The following is a 17,341-nucleotide window of genomic DNA, read 5'->3' on the forward strand; positions in this document are numbered from 1 at the left end:
GCTTCGCGAGGTTCTGGGCATGGCTTAAGCCGTTGCCGCAGACCTCGTAGGCTCGCATCATCACGGCCCTGCCTCCTTGAGTTGCAGGGCCGTTTCAATAGGGCAGTATGCCCGGCAGCAGTGGACGGCTGAGGCGCTCGCGCCACCATTGCTGGGCCCGGCCGCGGGCATCGCTGCGCCAGGCCAGCCAGAAGGTTTCGGGCGGACGCGGCTCTTCCACCGCCAGTTCCACCAGCACCCCGGTCTCCAGTTCCACACGCACACAGGCGCGCGGCACAAAGCCGTGGCCCAGCCCGGCAGCCTGGCATTCGATCTTGGCCTGCATGCTCGGCACGGTGATGCGCCGCTGGCCGGTGAGCAGGCCCACGGTGCGGTCGGTCAGCGAACGCGCGCCGTCACCCACCACCACGGCGGTGTGTTCCAGCAGGTCGCTGCGCGCCAGTGGCCGGCCCAAGCGCGCCAGCGGATGGCTGGCTGTCACGCAGAACACGAAATCGAGCTGGCCCACGGCCACGGCCTTGTGACCGCCGCCGGCAGGGCCTTCGCCTGCAGCCACGATCAGGTCGGCCCGGCCTTCGCGCAGGGCTTCCCAGGTGCCGGTCAGCGTCTCGCTGCCGATGCGCAGACGCGTGCCGCTGTTCAGCGCCTCGAAGGCCTGAATGTCGGCGCCGAAGGCGCTGGTGGGGATCAACGAGTCATGCACCAGGCGCACCTCGGTCTCGAATCCCGTGGCGATCTGGCGCAGCCGAGATTCGAGCTGACGCGCGGCAGCCAGCAGCCAGCGCCCTTCCTTGAGCATTTCCTCGCCGGCTGGCGTGAGACTGACGCGCGGGCCATTGCGCACAAACAGGTTCAGGCCCAGTTGTTCCTCGAGCTTGGAGACGGCATAGGAGATGGTCGACGGTACTTTGTGCAGGCGCTCTGCCGCACCGGCGAACGAGCCGTGGCGCGCGATGGTGTCCACCAGTTCGATGGCTTCCAGAGAGAGTTTGAGCATATTTGAGGCGCCTAAAAAATAATCATCGAAATTATCGATGATTGAAGAGATTTTCTTTCAGCATAACCGCATATCAGGCCGCAGATACTTCATTCATCGCCACACGGAATGCAGCAGAACAAGGCAGGAAGGCCAGCAGCAGGAAGTGTGAACACCATCGATTGTTTAGGAGATAGAAATGCTTGAAGTTCGCCCATCCAACCACCGCGGTCGCGCCAACCATGGCTGGCTGCAATCGCGCCACACCTTCTCCTTCGGCCACTACCGCGACGCCAACCAGCAAGGCTTTTCGGATCTGCTGGTCATCAATGACGACCATGTGTCCCCCGGTCAGGGCTTCGGCACCCACGGCCACCGCGACATGGAAATCTTCTCCTATGTGCTGGACGGCGCCCTGGAGCACAAGGACTCCATGGGCACGGGCTCGGTGATCCGTCCTGGCGATGTGCAGATGATGAGCGCCGGCACCGGCGTGGAGCACAGCGAATTCAACCACTCGGCCCAGGACCCGGTGCACTTTCTGCAGATCTGGATCGTGCCCGCCGAACGCGGCGCCGCTCCGCGCTATCAGCAGGTCCATGTGGACGATGCCGACAAGCGCGGCCGCCTGCGCCTGATCATCGCCCCCGAAGGCGCAGACGGCACCCTGGCCGTGCGCCAGGACGCCCGGGTCTATGCCGGCCTGTTCGATGGCGCTGAATCCGCCGAACTCGATGTGGGCTCCGACCGCCATGTCTATGTGCATGTGGCCCGCGGCAGCCTCAGCGTGAACGGTGAGCGCCTGTCCGAAGGCGACGGCGCCCGCATCCGCAACGCCGGTGCCCTGCGTTTCGACCAGGGTGAACAGGCCGAAGTGCTGGTGTTCGACCTGCGGCCCAACGAGCTGCCCGCCATGCCCCGCTGATCCCGACGGTCCCCTTTCTCCCCCTTTTTATTTATCCCTTCTTTTGTTTCAGGAGCTTCCCATGTCCAACGCCAACATCGCCATCGCCCGTCCCGTCGCCGTCGCCGAGCCCGGTGCCAAGCTGCTCAACCCCCATGACCACACGCTGATCATGATCGACTTCCAGTCGCAGATGGCCTTTGCCACGCACTCCATCGATCCCGTGCAGCTGCGCTCCAACGCCGCACTGGTCGCTTCGGCTGCCGCCGGTTTCGGTGCCTCCACCATCCTGACCACCGTGGCCGAAAAAAGCTTCTCCGGCCCCATGTTCGAGGAAGTGACCGCGCCTTTCCCCGGCCAGGCCCTGCTGGACCGCACCTCGATGAATACCTGGGAAGACCAGGCCGTGATCAACAAGGTCAACGAGATCGGCAAGCCCCGCATCGTGCTGGCCGGCCTGTGGACCAGCGTGTGCATCGTGGGCCCGGCCCTGTCGGCCCTGGACCAGGGTTTTGAAGTCTTTGTGATTGCCGATGCCTGTGGCGACATCTCCACCGAAGCGCACAACCGCGCCATGGACCGCATGGTGCAGGCCGGCGCCCAGCCCATCACGTCGCTGCAATACCTTCTGGAAATGCAGCGCGACTGGGCCCGCACCGAAACCTATGACATGACTACGGGCATCGCCAAGAAGCTGGGCGGCGGCTACGGCATCGGCATCACCTACGCCAAGACCATGTTCGGCGCCCACGAAGGCTAAAAAAAGCGGCAGGGGCCTGCTGCGCGGCCGTATCCTGCGCCTGTGGCCCTTGCCGTACGGAAGTACGGCTGCGGTCCTCGGCCCCAGTCTTCTTTTTTGCGCTCTCGCCGGACTTTCCTCCCTTTTTTGCGTTGCTGACACCCCCCCTAGGCACACCATGACCCAGCCCACCACCCCCGACCTGATCCTGTTCAACGGCCGCTTTACCACCCTGGACCGCAGCAACCCCACGGCCACGGCAGTGGCCGTGAGCCAGGGCCGCTTCAGCGCCGTCGGCAGCGACTGCGAGGTCCTGCCCCTGGCCGGCCCGCAGACCAGGCGCATCGATCTGGGCGGGCGCAGTGCGCTGCCCGGGCTCATCGACAACCACCTGCACCTGATCCGCGGCGGTCTGAACTTCAACATGGAGCTGCGCTGGGACGGTGTGAAGAGCCTGGCCGATGCCATGGCCATGCTCAAGGCCCAGGTGGACGTGACGCCAGCGCCCCAGTGGGTGCGAGTGGTGGGCGGCTTCACCGAGCACCAGTTCGTGGAAAAGCGCCTGCCCACGCTGGCCGAGCTGAACGCCGTGGCACCCGACACCCCGGTCTTCATCCTGCACCTGTACGACCGTGCCCTGCTCAACGCCGCCGCCCTGCGCGCCGTGGGCTACACCAAGGACACGCCCGAGCCGCCCGGTGGCCAGATCCTGCGCGACAGCGCCGGCAACCCCACGGGCCTGCTGCTGGCCAAGCCCAATGCGTCCATCCTCTACGCCACGCTGGCCAAGGGCCCCAAGCTGCCGCGCGACTACCAGGTCAATTCCACGCGCCACTTCATGCGTGAGCTCAACCGCCTGGGCGTGACCGGCGCCATCGACGCGGGCGGCGGCATGCAGAACTACCCCGACGACTACGACGTGATCCAGGAGCTGGCCGATGCCGATCAGCTCACCATCCGCCTGGCCTACAACCTGTTCACGCAAAAACCCAAGGAAGAGAAGGACGACTTTCTGCGCTGGACCGCCACCTCGCAGTACAAGCAGGGCACAGACTACTTCCGCCACAACGGCGCGGGCGAGATGCTGGTGTTCTCGGCCGCCGACTTCGAGGACTTCCGCCGGCCCCAGCCCGAGCTGGCGCCCGGTATGGAAGGCGAGCTCGAAGAGGTGGTGCGCATCCTGGCCCAGAACCGCTGGCCCTGGCGCATGCACGCCACCTACGACGAGACCATCGATCGCGCGCTCAATGTGTTCGAGAAGGTCAATGAAGACATTCCCCTGGCCGGCCTGAACTGGTTCTTCGACCACGCCGAGACCATCTCCGAAAAGTCCATCGACCGCATCGCGGCCCTGGGCGGCGGCGTGGCCGTGCAGCACCGCATGGCCTACCAGGGCGAGTATTTCGTCGAGCAGTACGGCGCGGCCGCGGCGGAAGCAACGCCCCCTGTCAAGCGCATGCTGGAAAAGGGCGTGAACGTGTCCGCCGGCACCGACGCCACCCGCGTCGCCAGCTACAACCCTTGGGTGTCGCTGTCCTGGCTGATCACAGGCAAGACCGTGGGTGGTCTGCAGCTCACGCCCCAGCGCAACTGCCTGACCCGCGACCAGGCCCTGCGCATGTGGACCGAGAACGTGACCTGGTTTAGCAACGAACAGGGCAAGAAGGGCCGCATCCAGGTGGGCCAGCTGGCCGACCTTATCGTGCCCGACCGCGATTTCTTTGCCTGCCCCGAGTCCGACATCGCCGACACCTCGGCCCTGCTCACCGTGGTGGGCGGCAAGGTGGTCTACGGCGCTGGTGCCTTCGCCGACTTTGATGAATCGGCCCTGCCCCTGGCCATGCCCGACTGGTCGCCCGTGCGCACCTTCAAGGGCTATGGCGCCTGGGGTGTGCAGGAAGGCGCGCCGCTGCAGGCCGTGATGCGCAACGCGGCAGCGAACTGCGGCTGCGCCAACAGCTGCAACATGCACGGCCATTCCCACGCCACGGCCTGGAGCAGCAAGCTGCCCGTGGCCGATCTCAAGGGCTTCTGGGGCGCCCTGGGCTGCGCCTGCTGGGCGGTGTGACATGGGCAACGCGCTGCACGCCGCCGCCACCGCACCCTGGGTGCATTCGCTGGCCCTGCTGTGCCTGTGTGCCGCCTACCTGCAGGGCGGCGTGGACAAGGCCCGCGACTTCCGCGGCGCGGTCGCCGAGATGCGCCAGTTCGGCCTGGCGTCGGCCGCGCCCATCGCGGTGGCCACCATCGCGCTGCAGCTCGGTGCCTCGGCGCTGATCGTGTCGGGCTGGTACCGCTGGGCAGGCGCCTTGGCGCTGGCGGCCTTCACCGTCATCGCGGCCTTTCTGGCCGACCGTTTCTGGGCTGCGCCGCAGGCTGAACGCCAGCGCACAGCGAACGCATTTTTTGAACATTGGAGCCTGGTGGGCGGCATGCTGCTCGTCGCCTGGCACGACCTGGGAGGCCACCGTGCCGGATAACAAACCAACCACCGCAAACAACACCGCGGGCAGCTTCGCGCCGCTCGCCATCCCCGTCTTCGCCGTGCTGTGGGCCGCCACGGTGCTGGGCAATATCGGCAGCTTCATGCGCGATGTGGCCAGCGCCTGGATGGTGACCGAACTCTCGTCCAGCCCAACGGCCGTCGCGCTGATCCAGACGGCTGCTACGCTGCCCGTCTTCCTGCTGGCCATTCCCGCCGGTGTGCTGTCCGACATCCTGGACCGCCGCCGTTTTCTCATCGGTGTGCAGGTGCTGCTGGGCGCCGTCAGCGGCACGCTGCTGGTGCTGGCCCAGACCAACACTCTCACGGTGGAATACCTGGTGGCCCTGACCTTTGTGGGCGGCATTGGCGCCGCCCTCATGGGCCCGACCTGGCAGTCCATCGTGCCCGAGCTGGTGCCGCGCAGCGAGCTCAAGAGCGCCGTGGCGCTGAACTCCCTGGGCATCAACATCGCCCGTGCCATCGGTCCGGCCGCCGGCGGCCTGCTGCTGGCCAGCTTCGGCGCCGCTGCGGCTTACGGCCTCGACGTGCTCAGCTATGTGTTTGTGATCGCCGCCCTGATCTGGTGGAAGCGTCCCAAGGCCGAGGCCTCGGCGCTCAACGAGCAGTTCTTCGGCGCCTTCCGTGCCGGTGTGCGCTATGCCCGTGCCAGCCGCGAGCTGCATGTGGTGTTGCTGCGCGCCGCGGTCTTTTTCCTGTTCGCCAGTTCGGTCTGGGCCTTGCTTCCCCTGGTGGCGCGCCGCATGCTGGGTGGCACGGCCGGTTTCTACGGTGTGATGCTGGGCGCCGTAGGTGCAGGTGCCATCCTGGGCGCCGTGCTGCTGCCCAAGTTGCGCAAGCGTCTCGACACCGACGGTCTGGTGTTGCTTGCTTCTGTGGTGACGGCCTTGGTCATGGGCGTGCTGACCCTGGCGCCGCCTCAGTGGGCTGCCGTGGCGCTGATGCTGGTGCTGGGTCTGGGCTGGATTATTGCGCTGACCACGCTCAACGGCGTGGCCCAGGCGGTGTTGCCCAACTGGGTGCGCGGCCGGGGTCTCGCCATCTACCTTATGGTGTTCAACGGCGCCATGGCCCTGGGCAGCCTGGGCTGGGGCCTGATCGCCGGCCAGCTGGGCCTGCCGGTCACGCTGCTGATCGGAGCCGTGGGCCTGGTGCTGGTGTCCCTGGTCTTCCACCGCGTCAAGCTGCCCACCGGCGAAGCCGATCTGCAGCCGTCCAACCACTGGCCCGAGCCTTTGCTGGCCGAACCCCTGGCCCACGACCGTGGTCCGGTCATGATTCAGATCGAGTATCGGATTGCGCATCAAGACCAGGCCGCCTTTTTCCAAGCCATGCAGCAGGTAGCCCACGAGCGCCGTCGCGACGGTGCCTATGCCTGGGGCGTGGCCGAGCACACGGGTGAGCCGGGCCGGGTGATCGAGTGGTTCCTGGTCGAATCCTGGGCGGAGCATCTGCGCCAGCATGGTCGTGTGTCCAAGGCCGATGCCGATCTGCAGGCCGCCGCTTTGCGCTACCACCAGGGGCCGGACAAGCCCGTGGTCCACCACTTCCTGGCGCTTGATGCGCGCAGCGCCCAGCAGGGAACGGGTTCCCCAGCCCACTGAGCGGCGCTAGCATCGGCATTCATCGCTGACGGGGCAGGCGATGAATGCAAGGCCGGCGCGTTACTTACTTGACGGGCTTGGCGGCGCGCACGGCCACGACCTCGATTTCCACATACCAGGCCGGGTTGGCCAGGGCTGCAATCTGGAAGGCCGAGCGTGCAGGCAGGTTGGGCTGGGCGGCCGTGCCAAAGAACTGGGTGTAGCCACGCATGAAGCCGGCAAAGTCCATCTTGTTGCCCTTGGCGGGGTCGGCCACCAGGAAGACCTGCATTTTCACCACGTCGCTCATGGTGAGATTCATGCTCTTGAGCTGCTCTTCCAGGCCCTTGAGGATGGCGACGGTCTGACCCTCGGTATCGCCGCCGTAGGCCGCAGGATCAGTGGCGGGCTTGGATTTGTCCACCACGGGCGGCACCTTGCCGGAGAGATAGACGGTGCGGGCATCGGTGGGGATTTCCACGGCTGCGGCGATGGGGAAGGTCGAGCCCGGAGTCTTGTAGCGCAGCACATCGCCACCGCCGGAGGTGGTGGCTGCGCAGCCGGTGAGCAGGACTGCCGTGCCCAGCAGGGCGGTGGTGGCGGTCTTGAAGATAGATGGAACGTTCATGTGATCTCCTGAATGGATTTATGGGGTTACGCGAAAGGGTTTGACATCGGCGGCAGACAGCTTGTCCGGGTACTGATTGCCGAAGTTGCTGCGCACATAGTTCACGACGTCTGCAATCTGCTCATCGGACAGCTTGCTGGCAAAGGACGGCATGCCGTGCAGGCCGTTCATGACGACCGAGGCCGGGTAGGCTGCGGCTGCCAGCTTGGGGTTGGCGGCCAGCGCAGGGTAGAAGCCCGCACCCTTGGCGCCTTCGCCCTTGACCATGTGGCAGCCCTGGCAGATGGCCTGGTACAGGGTTTCTCCGCCGCTCTGGCTGAAGCGTGGGCGGACTGCCGAGAAGTTCTGCATCAGCGCCTGGGTGTCGGCGGGCGAGATGGACAGGACAGCCGCAGACTGCAGCGTTTGCAGGTTTTTCACATCCTGGGTTTTCGCTCCCTGTGACTGGGCCAGGACGGCGCCGGAGAGACCCAGGGCCAGGGCGCCAGCGGCGCAAAGACGGTGCAATGTGTGCATGGTGAAGTTCCTTGTGGCAGTCATGGACGATCAGAGGCTGGATGCCTTGGCGTGCAGACGCTGGATTGCATCCAGCGAGGACAGCACGGCACCTTCCTGCCAGGCGGGGATGTACGAGACATGCTCGCCCGCCAGCACCAGGCGCCCGTCGACCTGGGCCAGGTCCTTGTAGTGCTGTTCGCGCATTGCGTCGGTCCAGTTGCCGAAGCAGCCGTTGATCCAGGGCATGCGATGCCAGGCGACCGATACGCCGTTGAGGAACTCCTGCTTGTATTGCGGATGGATCTGCGCGCCGTACTCCAGCGCCAGGCGAACGCGCTCGGCCGGTTTGAGCGAGGAGAAGCGATAGCTGTTGGAGTTCTCGAAGGAATAGGCGCCCAACAGCACGGCGGGGCCGCGGCCCATGTAGCCGGTGGAGGGGTAGGAGATCTGCTGGATCGGCAGATCGGTGTAGCTGATGCCGCCATAGATGCGCTCGTCCTCTTCCCAGAAGCGGCGCTTGAACTCCAGGCCCACCTTCATGGAGCTGCCATAGGGCACGGCAGCAATCGCGTTCTGCATGGCGCTGCCAGCCTGCACCTCGATCTGGCTCAGGATGGACAGCGGAATCGTGCAGACGCACCAGTCGGCACGGGCCTGCAGCGTGGCACCGGGCTTGAGGGTATCCACATAGTCGATGGTCACGCCCTTGTCGTTCTGGGCGATCCTGGTGACCTTGGCGTTGTAGCGGATGGCCGAGCCCAGATCGCGCGCCATGGCCTGGGCCAGCATGTCCATGCCGCCTTCGGGCTGGAAGATGGCGCTGTGGAACTCGTAGATATTGCCTACGCCCATCTGGCGCCACAGATTCGATTCCAGCAACTCGTGCAGGCCCATGGGCGTCGAAGGTTTGGCCAGCGCCATCAGGCCGCCGCCGGGGTCGATGTCGTAGCCGCGGAAATCGCTGACTGCGTTGCTGGGGCGGTAGCGGTACTCCTTGTCCAGCACACCCCAGGCCTTTAGGCTCTCCAGCAGGCGCTCCTTGTCTTCCTGGTTGACGCTCTGGTCCAGGGCACCCTGGTTGGTGGCCTTGGCGAGCAGCTCGGCCACATGGCCATAGACATCGGTCTGCACATGGCGAAAGCGCTGGGGTTTGCCGGCCAGGGCCTTGCTGTTGTGCAGATAGGCGTTGTAGTTGACCTGGTTGAAGGCTTCGAGCTTGATGCCGAAGCGCTTGTAGTAGTCTAGCATCGCATGGTGGTGGTAGGGCACACGCCAGGGGCCGGGGTTGAAGTAGTTGCCCTTGGCAAAGCCCACTGTCTGGCGCGTGCCGTCCAGTTCGCTGAACTCGTCGCCGCCGCGCAGCGTCCAGCAGCGGCCTCCGGCGCGGCCCTGGTATTCAAGCAACTGCACCTTGTAGCCTGCAGCGCGCAGCTCATGGGCGGCCACCATGCCTGCCAGGCCTGCGCCCAGCACCAGAACCGATGCGCCCGGCTTGGCGTTGCCGAGCTTGACCGGACCGTTGTAATGCGATTCGGCTGCGTAACCCAGTGAACTCATGGCCTGGTACATGGCACTGCCGCCCGCGACCTTTCCGATCATCGAGAGCAGTTGTCTGCGGCTGACATGCTTGCTTGGCTCTGGCATCTGAAATTCCTTTGCTGTTGTGTATTCCGCTGTCCATCCGGGGTTGCGGGGTAAGGGTTTTCAGCAAGAGCTATGCCAGGGACGAACCGCAAAGCATTAGTTCAATGAAATCAGTGGCTTGTTATGTAATTCAGAACGGTTGGTTTCCTGCCCTTTCGACGCTTGTGGTGCATGCTCACTAATTTGAAGCATCAATGGCCAAATTGGTGCAGTGGAGTCACACAATGAGGCGAGAAAAGGCGTATCCGCTGTGACAGCGGATACGCCTTTGAGCGGGGAACTACGGTGCTGCCGGGCTCAGAGTTCGCCGGGAGGCACGCTGGCTTCGCTGACCATGACGCGATTGCGTCCGCCACGCTTGGCTGCATAAAGCATGGCATCGGCCTGCTGGAAGACGGCCTTGATATCGGGAGCGCTGTCGGGCCAGTGGGCCACGCCCAGCGAAATGGTGATGTGGCCCACCGGTGGCATCTCCATCTTCTCGACCAGCTGACGCAGTCGCTCGGCGGCATGGGCGGCCGCCTCCGGCGCCGTGCCGGGCAGCAGCAGCAGAAACTCCTCGCCACCCACACGGCAGGGCACGTCGTCCATACGAGAGACCTCGCGCATGGTGCGCGCGAGTTGCCTGAGTACCTCGTCGCCCGTATCGTGGCCGAAGCCGTCGTTGATGCGCTTGAAGTGATCGATGTCGATGGCAATCACCGAGAACGGCAGTGCCTGCGTCTGGAAGGCGGTGATGGCGGCTTCCAGATGGCGGCGGTTGCCCAGACCCGTCAGCGGATCGGTGTTCACGTCTTCGCGCAGCTTGGTGATGTTGCGTTGCAGCAGGTTCAGGCCCTTGAGCATGGCTTTCTTGAGTTCATAGGACTCGAAGTACCATGACTTGACGGCCTGAATGTTCTGCGCGGTTTCGGGCTTGTCCATATCGTGCGCGCCGTTGGCCAGCTGGCGCAGCGGGCTGGAAATGCGGCGTGCGCTCCACCAGATGACCACCAGCATCAGCAGGGCGATGGGCAGGGTCTTGTAGAGCACGGAGCGCATCATCTTGTTGAGCGGGGCCAGCGTTGCCGCCTTGGGGCGTTGGGCCACGATGCCCCAGCCCGAGGCGTGGATCACGGCATAGCCGGCCAGCATTTCCACGCCCTTGCTGTTGACGACAGGTGCCGTGCCCGACTCGCCGCGGATGACCGCGTTGATGACATCGTTGTTGATCACCTGATCGCCCACACGGTGGTTGTCGGGGTGATAGATGATGTGCTTGTTTCTGTCCACCACATAGACATAGGTGCCGTCCTGGTAGAAGTGCGAGCCCAGCAGGGTGTCGAGAATGCTGTCTTCCTTGAGGTAGATGCTGCCGCCCACCGCTCCCAGAAATTCGCCCTGAGGACCGAAAATGGGCTGCGAGACAAATACGATGTAGTTTCCGGCAGTGGACATATAGGGCTGGCTGATGACAGGGCCCCGGGTGCTCAAGGTCTGAGTCACCCCGGCACTTTGCAGCGTCTTGCCCTTGATCTGCAGAGTTTCTGGCGATGTCGCCAGCACATAGCCCGTGGGGTCGATGATGGTGACGGAGTTGAAGCTCTTGGTCTGAAGGCGCAGGCGCGTGGCCTCTTTGGCCAGATAGCCCACGTCATCCATGTGCGCCCCCATCAGACTGGCGCTGTATTCCAGTTGTTGCAGGGCAGACTGCAGAAAGTCGTCCGTGCTCTTGGCCAGCTTGGTCGCGTAGGCGTGGTGACCTTCCAGCGTGTTGTCTATCAGCTGCTGGCGTTGCACCAGATAGCCGGCGTAGAAGGTATTGAGAAACGGGATCAGCGCGCTGCAGATGGTCAGGATCAGAATCAGGCGGCGCAGGTCAAGTCGGGTCGGTGCGAGGCGGCGTTGCCAGGGGAGAGATTTCTTCACAGATGATGTCGCGAGAGCAGGGCGGCTCTGCGCTGTACCTGTGTGCTCTGACAGGCTCAGACCCCGGCCGCATATTCATTGAATGCCTGCATTATGGTTCCTCGCGCCGGGGCCCTGCTCATGGTCAACCACCATGCAGCCGTTTTACAGCGACAAGTCCTTGAACTTTTCCACCTGCACTGCACAGTCGTAGAAGCAGGGGGCCCGGCCTATGTCGGTGAGCTGCTGATGCGTCAGCTCGTTCACATTCGTGCCATTGGCTCCCTGCTTGCGCCACCAGATGCCCAGGCCCACCACCACGCCTGCGCGAGCACGGCCGTTGATGGCGGCATGGCAGACATGCTCGCCACGCAGGTTGAAGACACGCAACGGGTCGCCGTCGGCAATGCCGCGCTCAGTCGCGTCATCGGGATGCATCTCCAGCAGCGGGCGCTCTTCCATACGGGACAGGCTGGCCACATTGGCAAAGCTGCTGTTGAGGAAGTTGCGTGCCGGTGGCGAGATCATGGCCAGCGGGTAGGCGGCCGTGGGCGGTTCGTAGTTGGGCAGATAGTCGGGCAGTGTGTTGACCCCCAACCGCGCCAGGGCGGGGTTGTCGAATTCGCATTTGCCCGAAGCCGTCGCAAAGCCACCTTCGGCAAATGGCGCATCGGGCAGCGGAATATGGGCAAAGCCCTGCTGCAGAAGGGCTTCGAAATCAATCGCAGTATGTGCAACCGCTGCACGGCAAAGAGCTTCGTCGGACTCCGAGAAACATGCTGCTGCAAAAGCGCGGTCCAGCCTGGCCATATGCATGGCCAGATCGCGAAAGATCTGCGCATTGCTGCGTGCCTGGCCCTGGGGGGCGATCGCCGGGCGATTCAGCAGTACGTCGGTATGACCGTAGCTGCCGTGGATGTCCCAATGCTCTAGCTGGGTGGTGGCGGGTAGCACATAGTCGGCATGGTCCGCAGTGTCGGTCATGAAATGTTCCAGAACCACGGTGAACAGGTCTTCGCGGGCAAAGCCTGCTGCCACCTTGGCAGACTCGGGTGCCACGGCAACGGGGTTGCTGTTGTAGACCAGGACGGCTTCCACCTTGGGGCCGAAGCCGGCGCCGCCCTCATGCAGCAGCACATCGCCAATCTGGCTCATGTTCAGTGTGCGTGGGCGACGCTCGCCCAGCAGCTGTGGCAGCTGGAGCGCCGTGCGGTTGAACGGTGAGACGCCGGAGGCGGACAGCAGCAGTCCTCCCGCGCGGTGACGCCAGGCGCCGACGAGGGCCGGAAGGCAAGCGACGGCACGTACGGCATTGCCGCCGCCGCGTGCGCGCTGCATGCCGTAATTGAGACGAATGGCCGCAGGCCTGGTCGTGCCGTAATCGCGTGCCAAGGACTGAATCTGTTCCACGCTCAGGCCGCAGACACTGGCGGCGCGCTCGGGTGGCCACTGCAAGGCTCTGGCCCTGAGTGCCTCCCAGCCCAGGGTGTGTTGCGCGATGTAGTCGTGGTCCAGCCAGTCGTGCACGATCAGCTCGTGCATCAGCGCCAATGCCAGTGCGGCATCGGTGCCCGGCAGAAGCTGCAGATGCTCGTGGCATTTGTCGGCGGTCTCGCTCTTGCGCGGGTCTATGCAGATCAGCTTGGCGCCCTGGCGCTTGGCTTCCTGCGCATAGCGCCAGAAATGCAGATTGCTGGCAATGCTGTTGCTGCCCCAGATCAGGATCAGCTGGCTTTCGGCAAAGAACTCCACGCGCATGCCCAGTTTGCCGCCATAGGTGGCGGTCAGTGCTTCGCTGCCGGCGCTGGCGCAGATGGTGCGATCCAGCAGGCTGGAGCCCAGCTGGTGGAAAAAGCGCCGGTCCATGCTTTCGGCCTGCACCAGACCCATGGTGCCGGCATAGCTGTAGGGCAGTATGGCTTCGGGCGCGCGCCGGGCAATCCCGTGCAGGCGCTGGGCAATATCGCTCAGGGCTTCGTCCCAGCTCACGGGAGTGAACTGGCCGCTGCCCTTGGGGCCGCTGCGTTTGAGCGGCTGCAGCACCCGCCCGGCGTGGTAGGTGCGCTCCGTGTACTTGCTGACCTTGGCACAAAGCACGCCGCCCGTGTGTCCATGGTCTGCATTGCCTTGGACCTTGGTGGCCGTGCCGTCGACCACTGTGGTGACCAGGGCGCAGGTGTCCGGACAGTCATGCGGGCAGGCGCCGCGTACTTGAACGATATGAGGCATGTCGTGGGTTCGAAAAATCTGGACCGAATTGCGGCTGAAGACCGTTTTGTGGGCCTATTATGCGGCGCGCATCCTTGCCAAAAAGCCTGAGGTGCAAGACCCCAGAAACGGGCCGATCCAGCCCGTAGCAACGAGTAGCCCGTAGAGAGAGATCGAGAGCAATGCAAGACAAGCGAGTGGAGTGGAACCGTCGTCAATTCATGAATGCAGCAGCTGCTGCGGCGGCCGGGGGCTTGACCGGCGCCTGTTATGCACAGGATGCGGGCGGGCCCATCGTGCTCGGACAATCCTGCGCGCTGAGCGGTCCCTCGGCACAGTTGGGGACGCAGTTCGCGCAGGGCGCCAAGCTGTACTTCGATCAGCTCAACGCCCAGGGCGGCATCGGTCGCCGCCAGGTGGAGCTGCGCACGCTGGACGACGGCTACGAGCCTGAACGCTGCGTGTCCAATACCCAGAAGTTCATTACCGACGATGTGATGGCCTTGTTCGGCTATCTGGGAACGCCCACCAGCATGGCGGCGTTGCCTTTGGTGCAGAAAGCCAGGCTGCCACTGATTGCGCCGATGACGGGGGCGGCCGGCCTGCGCGAAACCAAGCTCGCCCAGACGGTCTTCAATCTGCGTGCCTCCTATGCCGATGAAACTGCTCTCATGGTCAGGCAGCTGGTCTCGCTGGGATTGCAGAAGATCGCGGTGTTTCACCAGAACGATGCCTATGGTCAGTCTGGTCTTGAGGGAGTGACACAGGCGCTGCAAAGTCACGGCCTCAAGCCCGTGGGCGCCGCCACGGTGGAGCGCAACTCCCGGGATGTGGCCAAGGCCGTCAAGACCCTGGTGCCGTTGGGGGCCGATGTGATCGTGCAGGTCGGCACCTATGCAGCCAGTGCCGCCTTTGTGCGAGCAGCACGCCAGGCCGGCTATGGCGGGCAGTTCTACAACGTCTCGTTCGTGGGCACTTCGGCACTGGCGCAGGCACTGGGCAAGGAGGCCGAGGGGGTGGTGGTCACCCAGGTCGTGCCATCGCCGTTCAAGACCTCGCATCCGCTGGCACGCGAGTTTCAGGCCGCCCTGCAGAAAAGCGGTGCGTCGCTGCAGCCCGATTACTCGAGCATGGAGGGCTATCTGGCTGCCCGTGTCGCGGGCGAGGCGCTGAAATCCGCCGCTGCCGCTGGCCGGTTGCAGCGCGATGGCCTGGTGGCGGCGCTGGAGGCCATGAATGGTCAGCAGGTGGCGGGTTTTCCGATCGCCTTCCGCCCACAGGCCGGCAAGCCGCGTTTTGTCGAGCTGTCCATGCTCACAGGCGACGGCAAGGTCCGCGTGTGAGGCTTTGAGGCGTGCAGGGCGCAAGCTCTCTCGCTTTGGGCCATCATGGCATCTTTGCCATTGATGACCCCAAGGAGAGAGCGCATGGCCCTGCTGCCCGAACTTCAAGCAAGCGCCCCTGACATTGCCGCGTTGCGTCGCGATATCCACGCCCACCCCGAGCTGTGTTTTGAGGAAATACGGACCTCGGATCTGGTTGCGGCGAAGCTGGAGCAATGGGGCATAGCGATCCATCGCGGTCTGGGCAAGACCGGTGTGGTGGGCATCATCCATGGCCGCGACGGCGGCAGCAGCGGCCGTGCCATCGGCCTGCGTGCCGATATGGATGCCCTGCCCATGCAGGAGTTCAACACCTTTGACCATGCCAGCCGCCATGCGGGCAAGATGCATGCCTGCGGTCACGACGGCCACACGGCTATGCTGCTGGCGGCGGCGCAATATCTGGCCGCACACCGCGACAGCTTCGAGGGCACGGTCTACACCATCTTCCAGCCAGCCGAGGAAGGCGGTGGCGGCGCTCGCGAGATGGTCAACGACGGGCTGTTCGAGCAGTTCCCCATGCAGGCCGTGTTTGGCATGCACAACTGGCCGGGCATGAAGGCCGGCACCATGGCCGTGGGGGCAGGGCCCGCCATGGCATCCAGCAACGAATTCAAGATCGTGGTACGCGGCAAGGGCGGCCACGCGGCCATGCCACATATGGTGGTGGACCCGGTACCCGTGGCGGCTCAGCTCATCATGGCTTTCCAGACCATCGTCAGCCGTAACGTCAAGCCCATTGAGGCGGGCGTGGTGTCGGTCACCATGGTCCATGCCGGCGAGGCTACCAACGTCGTGCCGGACAGCGTGGAGCTGCAGGGCACGGTGCGTACCTTCACGCTTGAGGTACTGGACCTCATCGAGCAGCGCATGCAGCAGATCAGCGAGGCCGTCTGTGCCGCGCATGGCACGCAATGCACGTTCGAGTTCGTGCGCAACTACCCGCCCACCATCAACACTGCCCCCGAGGCCGAGTTTGCGCAGGCCGTGATGCGCGAGATTCTGGGCGATGCCGGTGTGGTGCCGCAAGAGCCATCCATGGGGGCCGAGGACTTTGCCTTCATGCTGCTGGAAAAGCCCGGTGCCTACTGCTTTATCGCCAACGGCGACGGTGATCACCGCGCCCTGGGGCATGGCGGAGGTCCCTGCACCTTGCACAACCCCAGCTACGACTTCAACGATGCGCTGATTCCGCTGGGCGCGACTTTCTGGGTCAAGCTGGCCCAGCGCTGGCTGGACCAGCCTACGCGCGCCTGAAGGCTTGGGCCCGCCGTTGCGGGCTGGGTGGAGGATTTCTTTCACGCCAGACCTCGGGCGGGCAGCCAAAGTGCGTGCTGAACCAGCGTGTGAAAGCACTGTGGCTGTTGTAGCCCAGCATGGAGGCGATTTGGCCCACAGGGTAGTCAGGGTTGCGCACATAGCGCTGGGCAAGTTCCGAGCGAACTTCCTGCAGCAGGTCGGTAAAGCTCAGGCCTTCACCGCCCAGCTCGCGCTGCAGGGTTCGTACGCTGCGCCCCAGGCCCTGGGCCACGCAGATGCAGGTGGCATTGCCCGAGGGCAGCATGAGATAGATGGCCTTGCGCACCTGCTGGCCGACGGAGGCCTGACGGCCCTGCTGCGTGGTGTCCACCATAGTCTTGGCATAGCGCACCAGAACCGGGTCGGCCAAGGGGTTGGGGGCATCCAGGTCCTCGGTGCGAAACACAATGCCGTTGAAGTCCGCATCAAACTCCACGCGGCAACGAAACATCTGCTTGTGCAGGCCGGTGTCGCCGGGCGCGGGGTGGTTGAAGCAGACGCGCAGCGGGCGCCATTGCTCCTGCAGCAGCAGGTTGCAGGTGCGAAACAGCACGCCGATTGCCAGTTCCATGGATTGCGGCAATGCATCCGGCAGGGTGAACTCTTCGCGCAGCACCACGACGCCATTGGCGTCGTCCATATGAATCACCAGCGACTCATTGAGCATGTGCACATGCTCGATGAGTGTGCTCAGCACTTTGCGCAAGGTGGGCTGGTGCAGCAACAAAAGGCTGACGACACCGAAGTTTGAGACCTGTCGTGATTGCGCCATGCGCAGCCCGAAGTTTTCGCAACCCGTGATGCTTGCAGCTTCTTCCAGCAGGCGCCCGGCTGTCAACGCATCGATCAGCTGATCCTGCTCGCGCACCACGGCTGGACGCAGGCCGGCACGACGCAATGCCGCATCAGGGTCTCCTCCCAGTTCGCTGAATAGTTCCGAAAAATTCGTCAGAGATGCCGCGCGCACAAAAGTGACCATGACTGCTCCACGCAAAAAGTCGGAGAAATTCTGGCATGAGATGCATAGCGTGCGGCATGAAATGCACAACCTATGTGACACAGGTTTTCTACAGTGGACTTACCGGGCGGC

General features: G+C 64.2%; 14 protein-coding genes. 7 read left to right on the forward strand and 7 right to left on the reverse strand.

Going from position 1 to position 17,341, the window contains the following annotated elements:
- Positions 1–94 precede the first annotated feature (94 nt).
- Positions 95–997 (reverse strand): LysR family transcriptional regulator, encoded by a 903-nt coding sequence (locus tag ACLBXN_RS11650; protein ID WP_343677305.1) that lies wholly within the window; start codon positions 995–997, stop codon positions 95–97.
- A gap of 178 nt (positions 998–1,175) precedes the next feature.
- On the opposite strand from ACLBXN_RS11650, the gene ACLBXN_RS11655 reads away from it, so the two are divergent.
- The 5 genes from ACLBXN_RS11655 to ACLBXN_RS11675 all read left to right on the forward strand — a co-directional run bounded on the left by ACLBXN_RS11655 (position 1,176) and on the right by ACLBXN_RS11675 (position 6,726).
- Positions 1,176–1,901, forward strand: a complete 726-nt coding sequence (locus ACLBXN_RS11655) for a pirin family protein (RefSeq protein WP_447612227.1) — start codon at positions 1,176–1,178, stop codon at positions 1,899–1,901.
- 61 nt (positions 1,902–1,962) lie between these two features.
- Positions 1,963–2,640 carry an isochorismatase family protein gene (locus ACLBXN_RS11660; protein WP_447612228.1) on the forward strand — a complete coding sequence of 226 codons (678 nt, stop codon included), beginning with the start codon at positions 1,963–1,965 and terminating at the stop codon, positions 2,638–2,640.
- A 157-nt stretch (positions 2,641–2,797) separates the two neighbouring features.
- Positions 2,798–4,687, forward strand: coding sequence for an amidohydrolase (locus ACLBXN_RS11665; RefSeq protein ID WP_447612229.1), 1,890 nt, complete (start codon positions 2,798–2,800; stop codon positions 4,685–4,687).
- A 1-nt stretch (position 4,688) separates the two neighbouring features.
- Positions 4,689–5,099, forward strand: coding sequence for a DoxX family protein (locus ACLBXN_RS11670; protein ID WP_447612230.1), 411 nt, complete (start codon positions 4,689–4,691; stop codon positions 5,097–5,099).
- Positions 5,089–6,726 (forward strand): MFS transporter, encoded by a 1,638-nt coding sequence (locus ACLBXN_RS11675; RefSeq protein WP_447612231.1) that lies wholly within the window; start codon positions 5,089–5,091, stop codon positions 6,724–6,726. The genes ACLBXN_RS11670 and ACLBXN_RS11675 overlap by 11 nt, the downstream gene beginning before the upstream one ends.
- A gap of 64 nt (positions 6,727–6,790) precedes the next feature.
- Here the strand turns inward: ACLBXN_RS11675 and ACLBXN_RS11680 are convergent, their stop codons facing one another.
- The 5 genes from ACLBXN_RS11680 to ACLBXN_RS11700 all read right to left on the reverse strand — a co-directional run bounded on the left by ACLBXN_RS11680 (position 6,791) and on the right by ACLBXN_RS11700 (position 13,591).
- Positions 6,791–7,333 carry a RidA family protein gene (locus tag ACLBXN_RS11680; RefSeq protein WP_447612232.1) on the reverse strand — a complete coding sequence of 181 codons (543 nt, stop codon included), beginning with the start codon at positions 7,331–7,333 and terminating at the stop codon, positions 6,791–6,793.
- 18 nt (positions 7,334–7,351) lie between these two features.
- Complete coding sequence (locus tag ACLBXN_RS11685; RefSeq protein ID WP_343677299.1) at positions 7,352–7,849, reverse strand: c-type cytochrome; 498 nt, start codon at positions 7,847–7,849, stop codon at positions 7,352–7,354.
- A gap of 30 nt (positions 7,850–7,879) precedes the next feature.
- Positions 7,880–9,475 carry an FAD-dependent oxidoreductase gene (locus tag ACLBXN_RS11690; protein WP_447612233.1) on the reverse strand — a complete coding sequence of 532 codons (1,596 nt, stop codon included), beginning with the start codon at positions 9,473–9,475 and terminating at the stop codon, positions 7,880–7,882.
- A 297-nt stretch (positions 9,476–9,772) separates the two neighbouring features.
- A complete protein-coding gene (locus ACLBXN_RS11695; protein WP_447612234.1) occupies positions 9,773–11,383 on the reverse strand; it encodes a sensor domain-containing diguanylate cyclase in 1,611 nt (536 codons plus the stop codon).
- A gap of 144 nt (positions 11,384–11,527) precedes the next feature.
- A complete protein-coding gene (locus ACLBXN_RS11700) occupies positions 11,528–13,591 on the reverse strand; it encodes a molybdopterin-containing oxidoreductase family protein (protein WP_447612235.1) in 2,064 nt (687 codons plus the stop codon).
- Between the two features lie 161 nt (positions 13,592–13,752).
- On the opposite strand from ACLBXN_RS11700, the gene ACLBXN_RS11705 reads away from it, so the two are divergent.
- The gene (locus tag ACLBXN_RS11705) at positions 13,753–14,913 is read left to right on the forward strand and encodes an ABC transporter substrate-binding protein (protein ID WP_447612236.1); all 1,161 of its coding nucleotides are present in this window, start codon (positions 13,753–13,755) and stop codon (positions 14,911–14,913) included.
- 84 nt (positions 14,914–14,997) lie between these two features.
- Entirely contained in the window at positions 14,998–16,209 is a 1,212-nt protein-coding gene (locus ACLBXN_RS11710) for a M20 aminoacylase family protein (RefSeq protein WP_211457253.1), read from the forward strand.
- On the opposite strand, the gene ACLBXN_RS11715 is transcribed toward ACLBXN_RS11710, so the two are convergent.
- Positions 16,196–17,230 (reverse strand): AraC family transcriptional regulator, encoded by a 1,035-nt coding sequence (locus tag ACLBXN_RS11715; protein ID WP_447612237.1) that lies wholly within the window; start codon positions 17,228–17,230, stop codon positions 16,196–16,198. The genes ACLBXN_RS11710 and ACLBXN_RS11715 overlap by 14 nt on opposite strands.
- Positions 17,231–17,341 lie beyond the last annotated feature (111 nt).

This window comes from Comamonas sp. C24C (genome assembly GCF_053345995.1).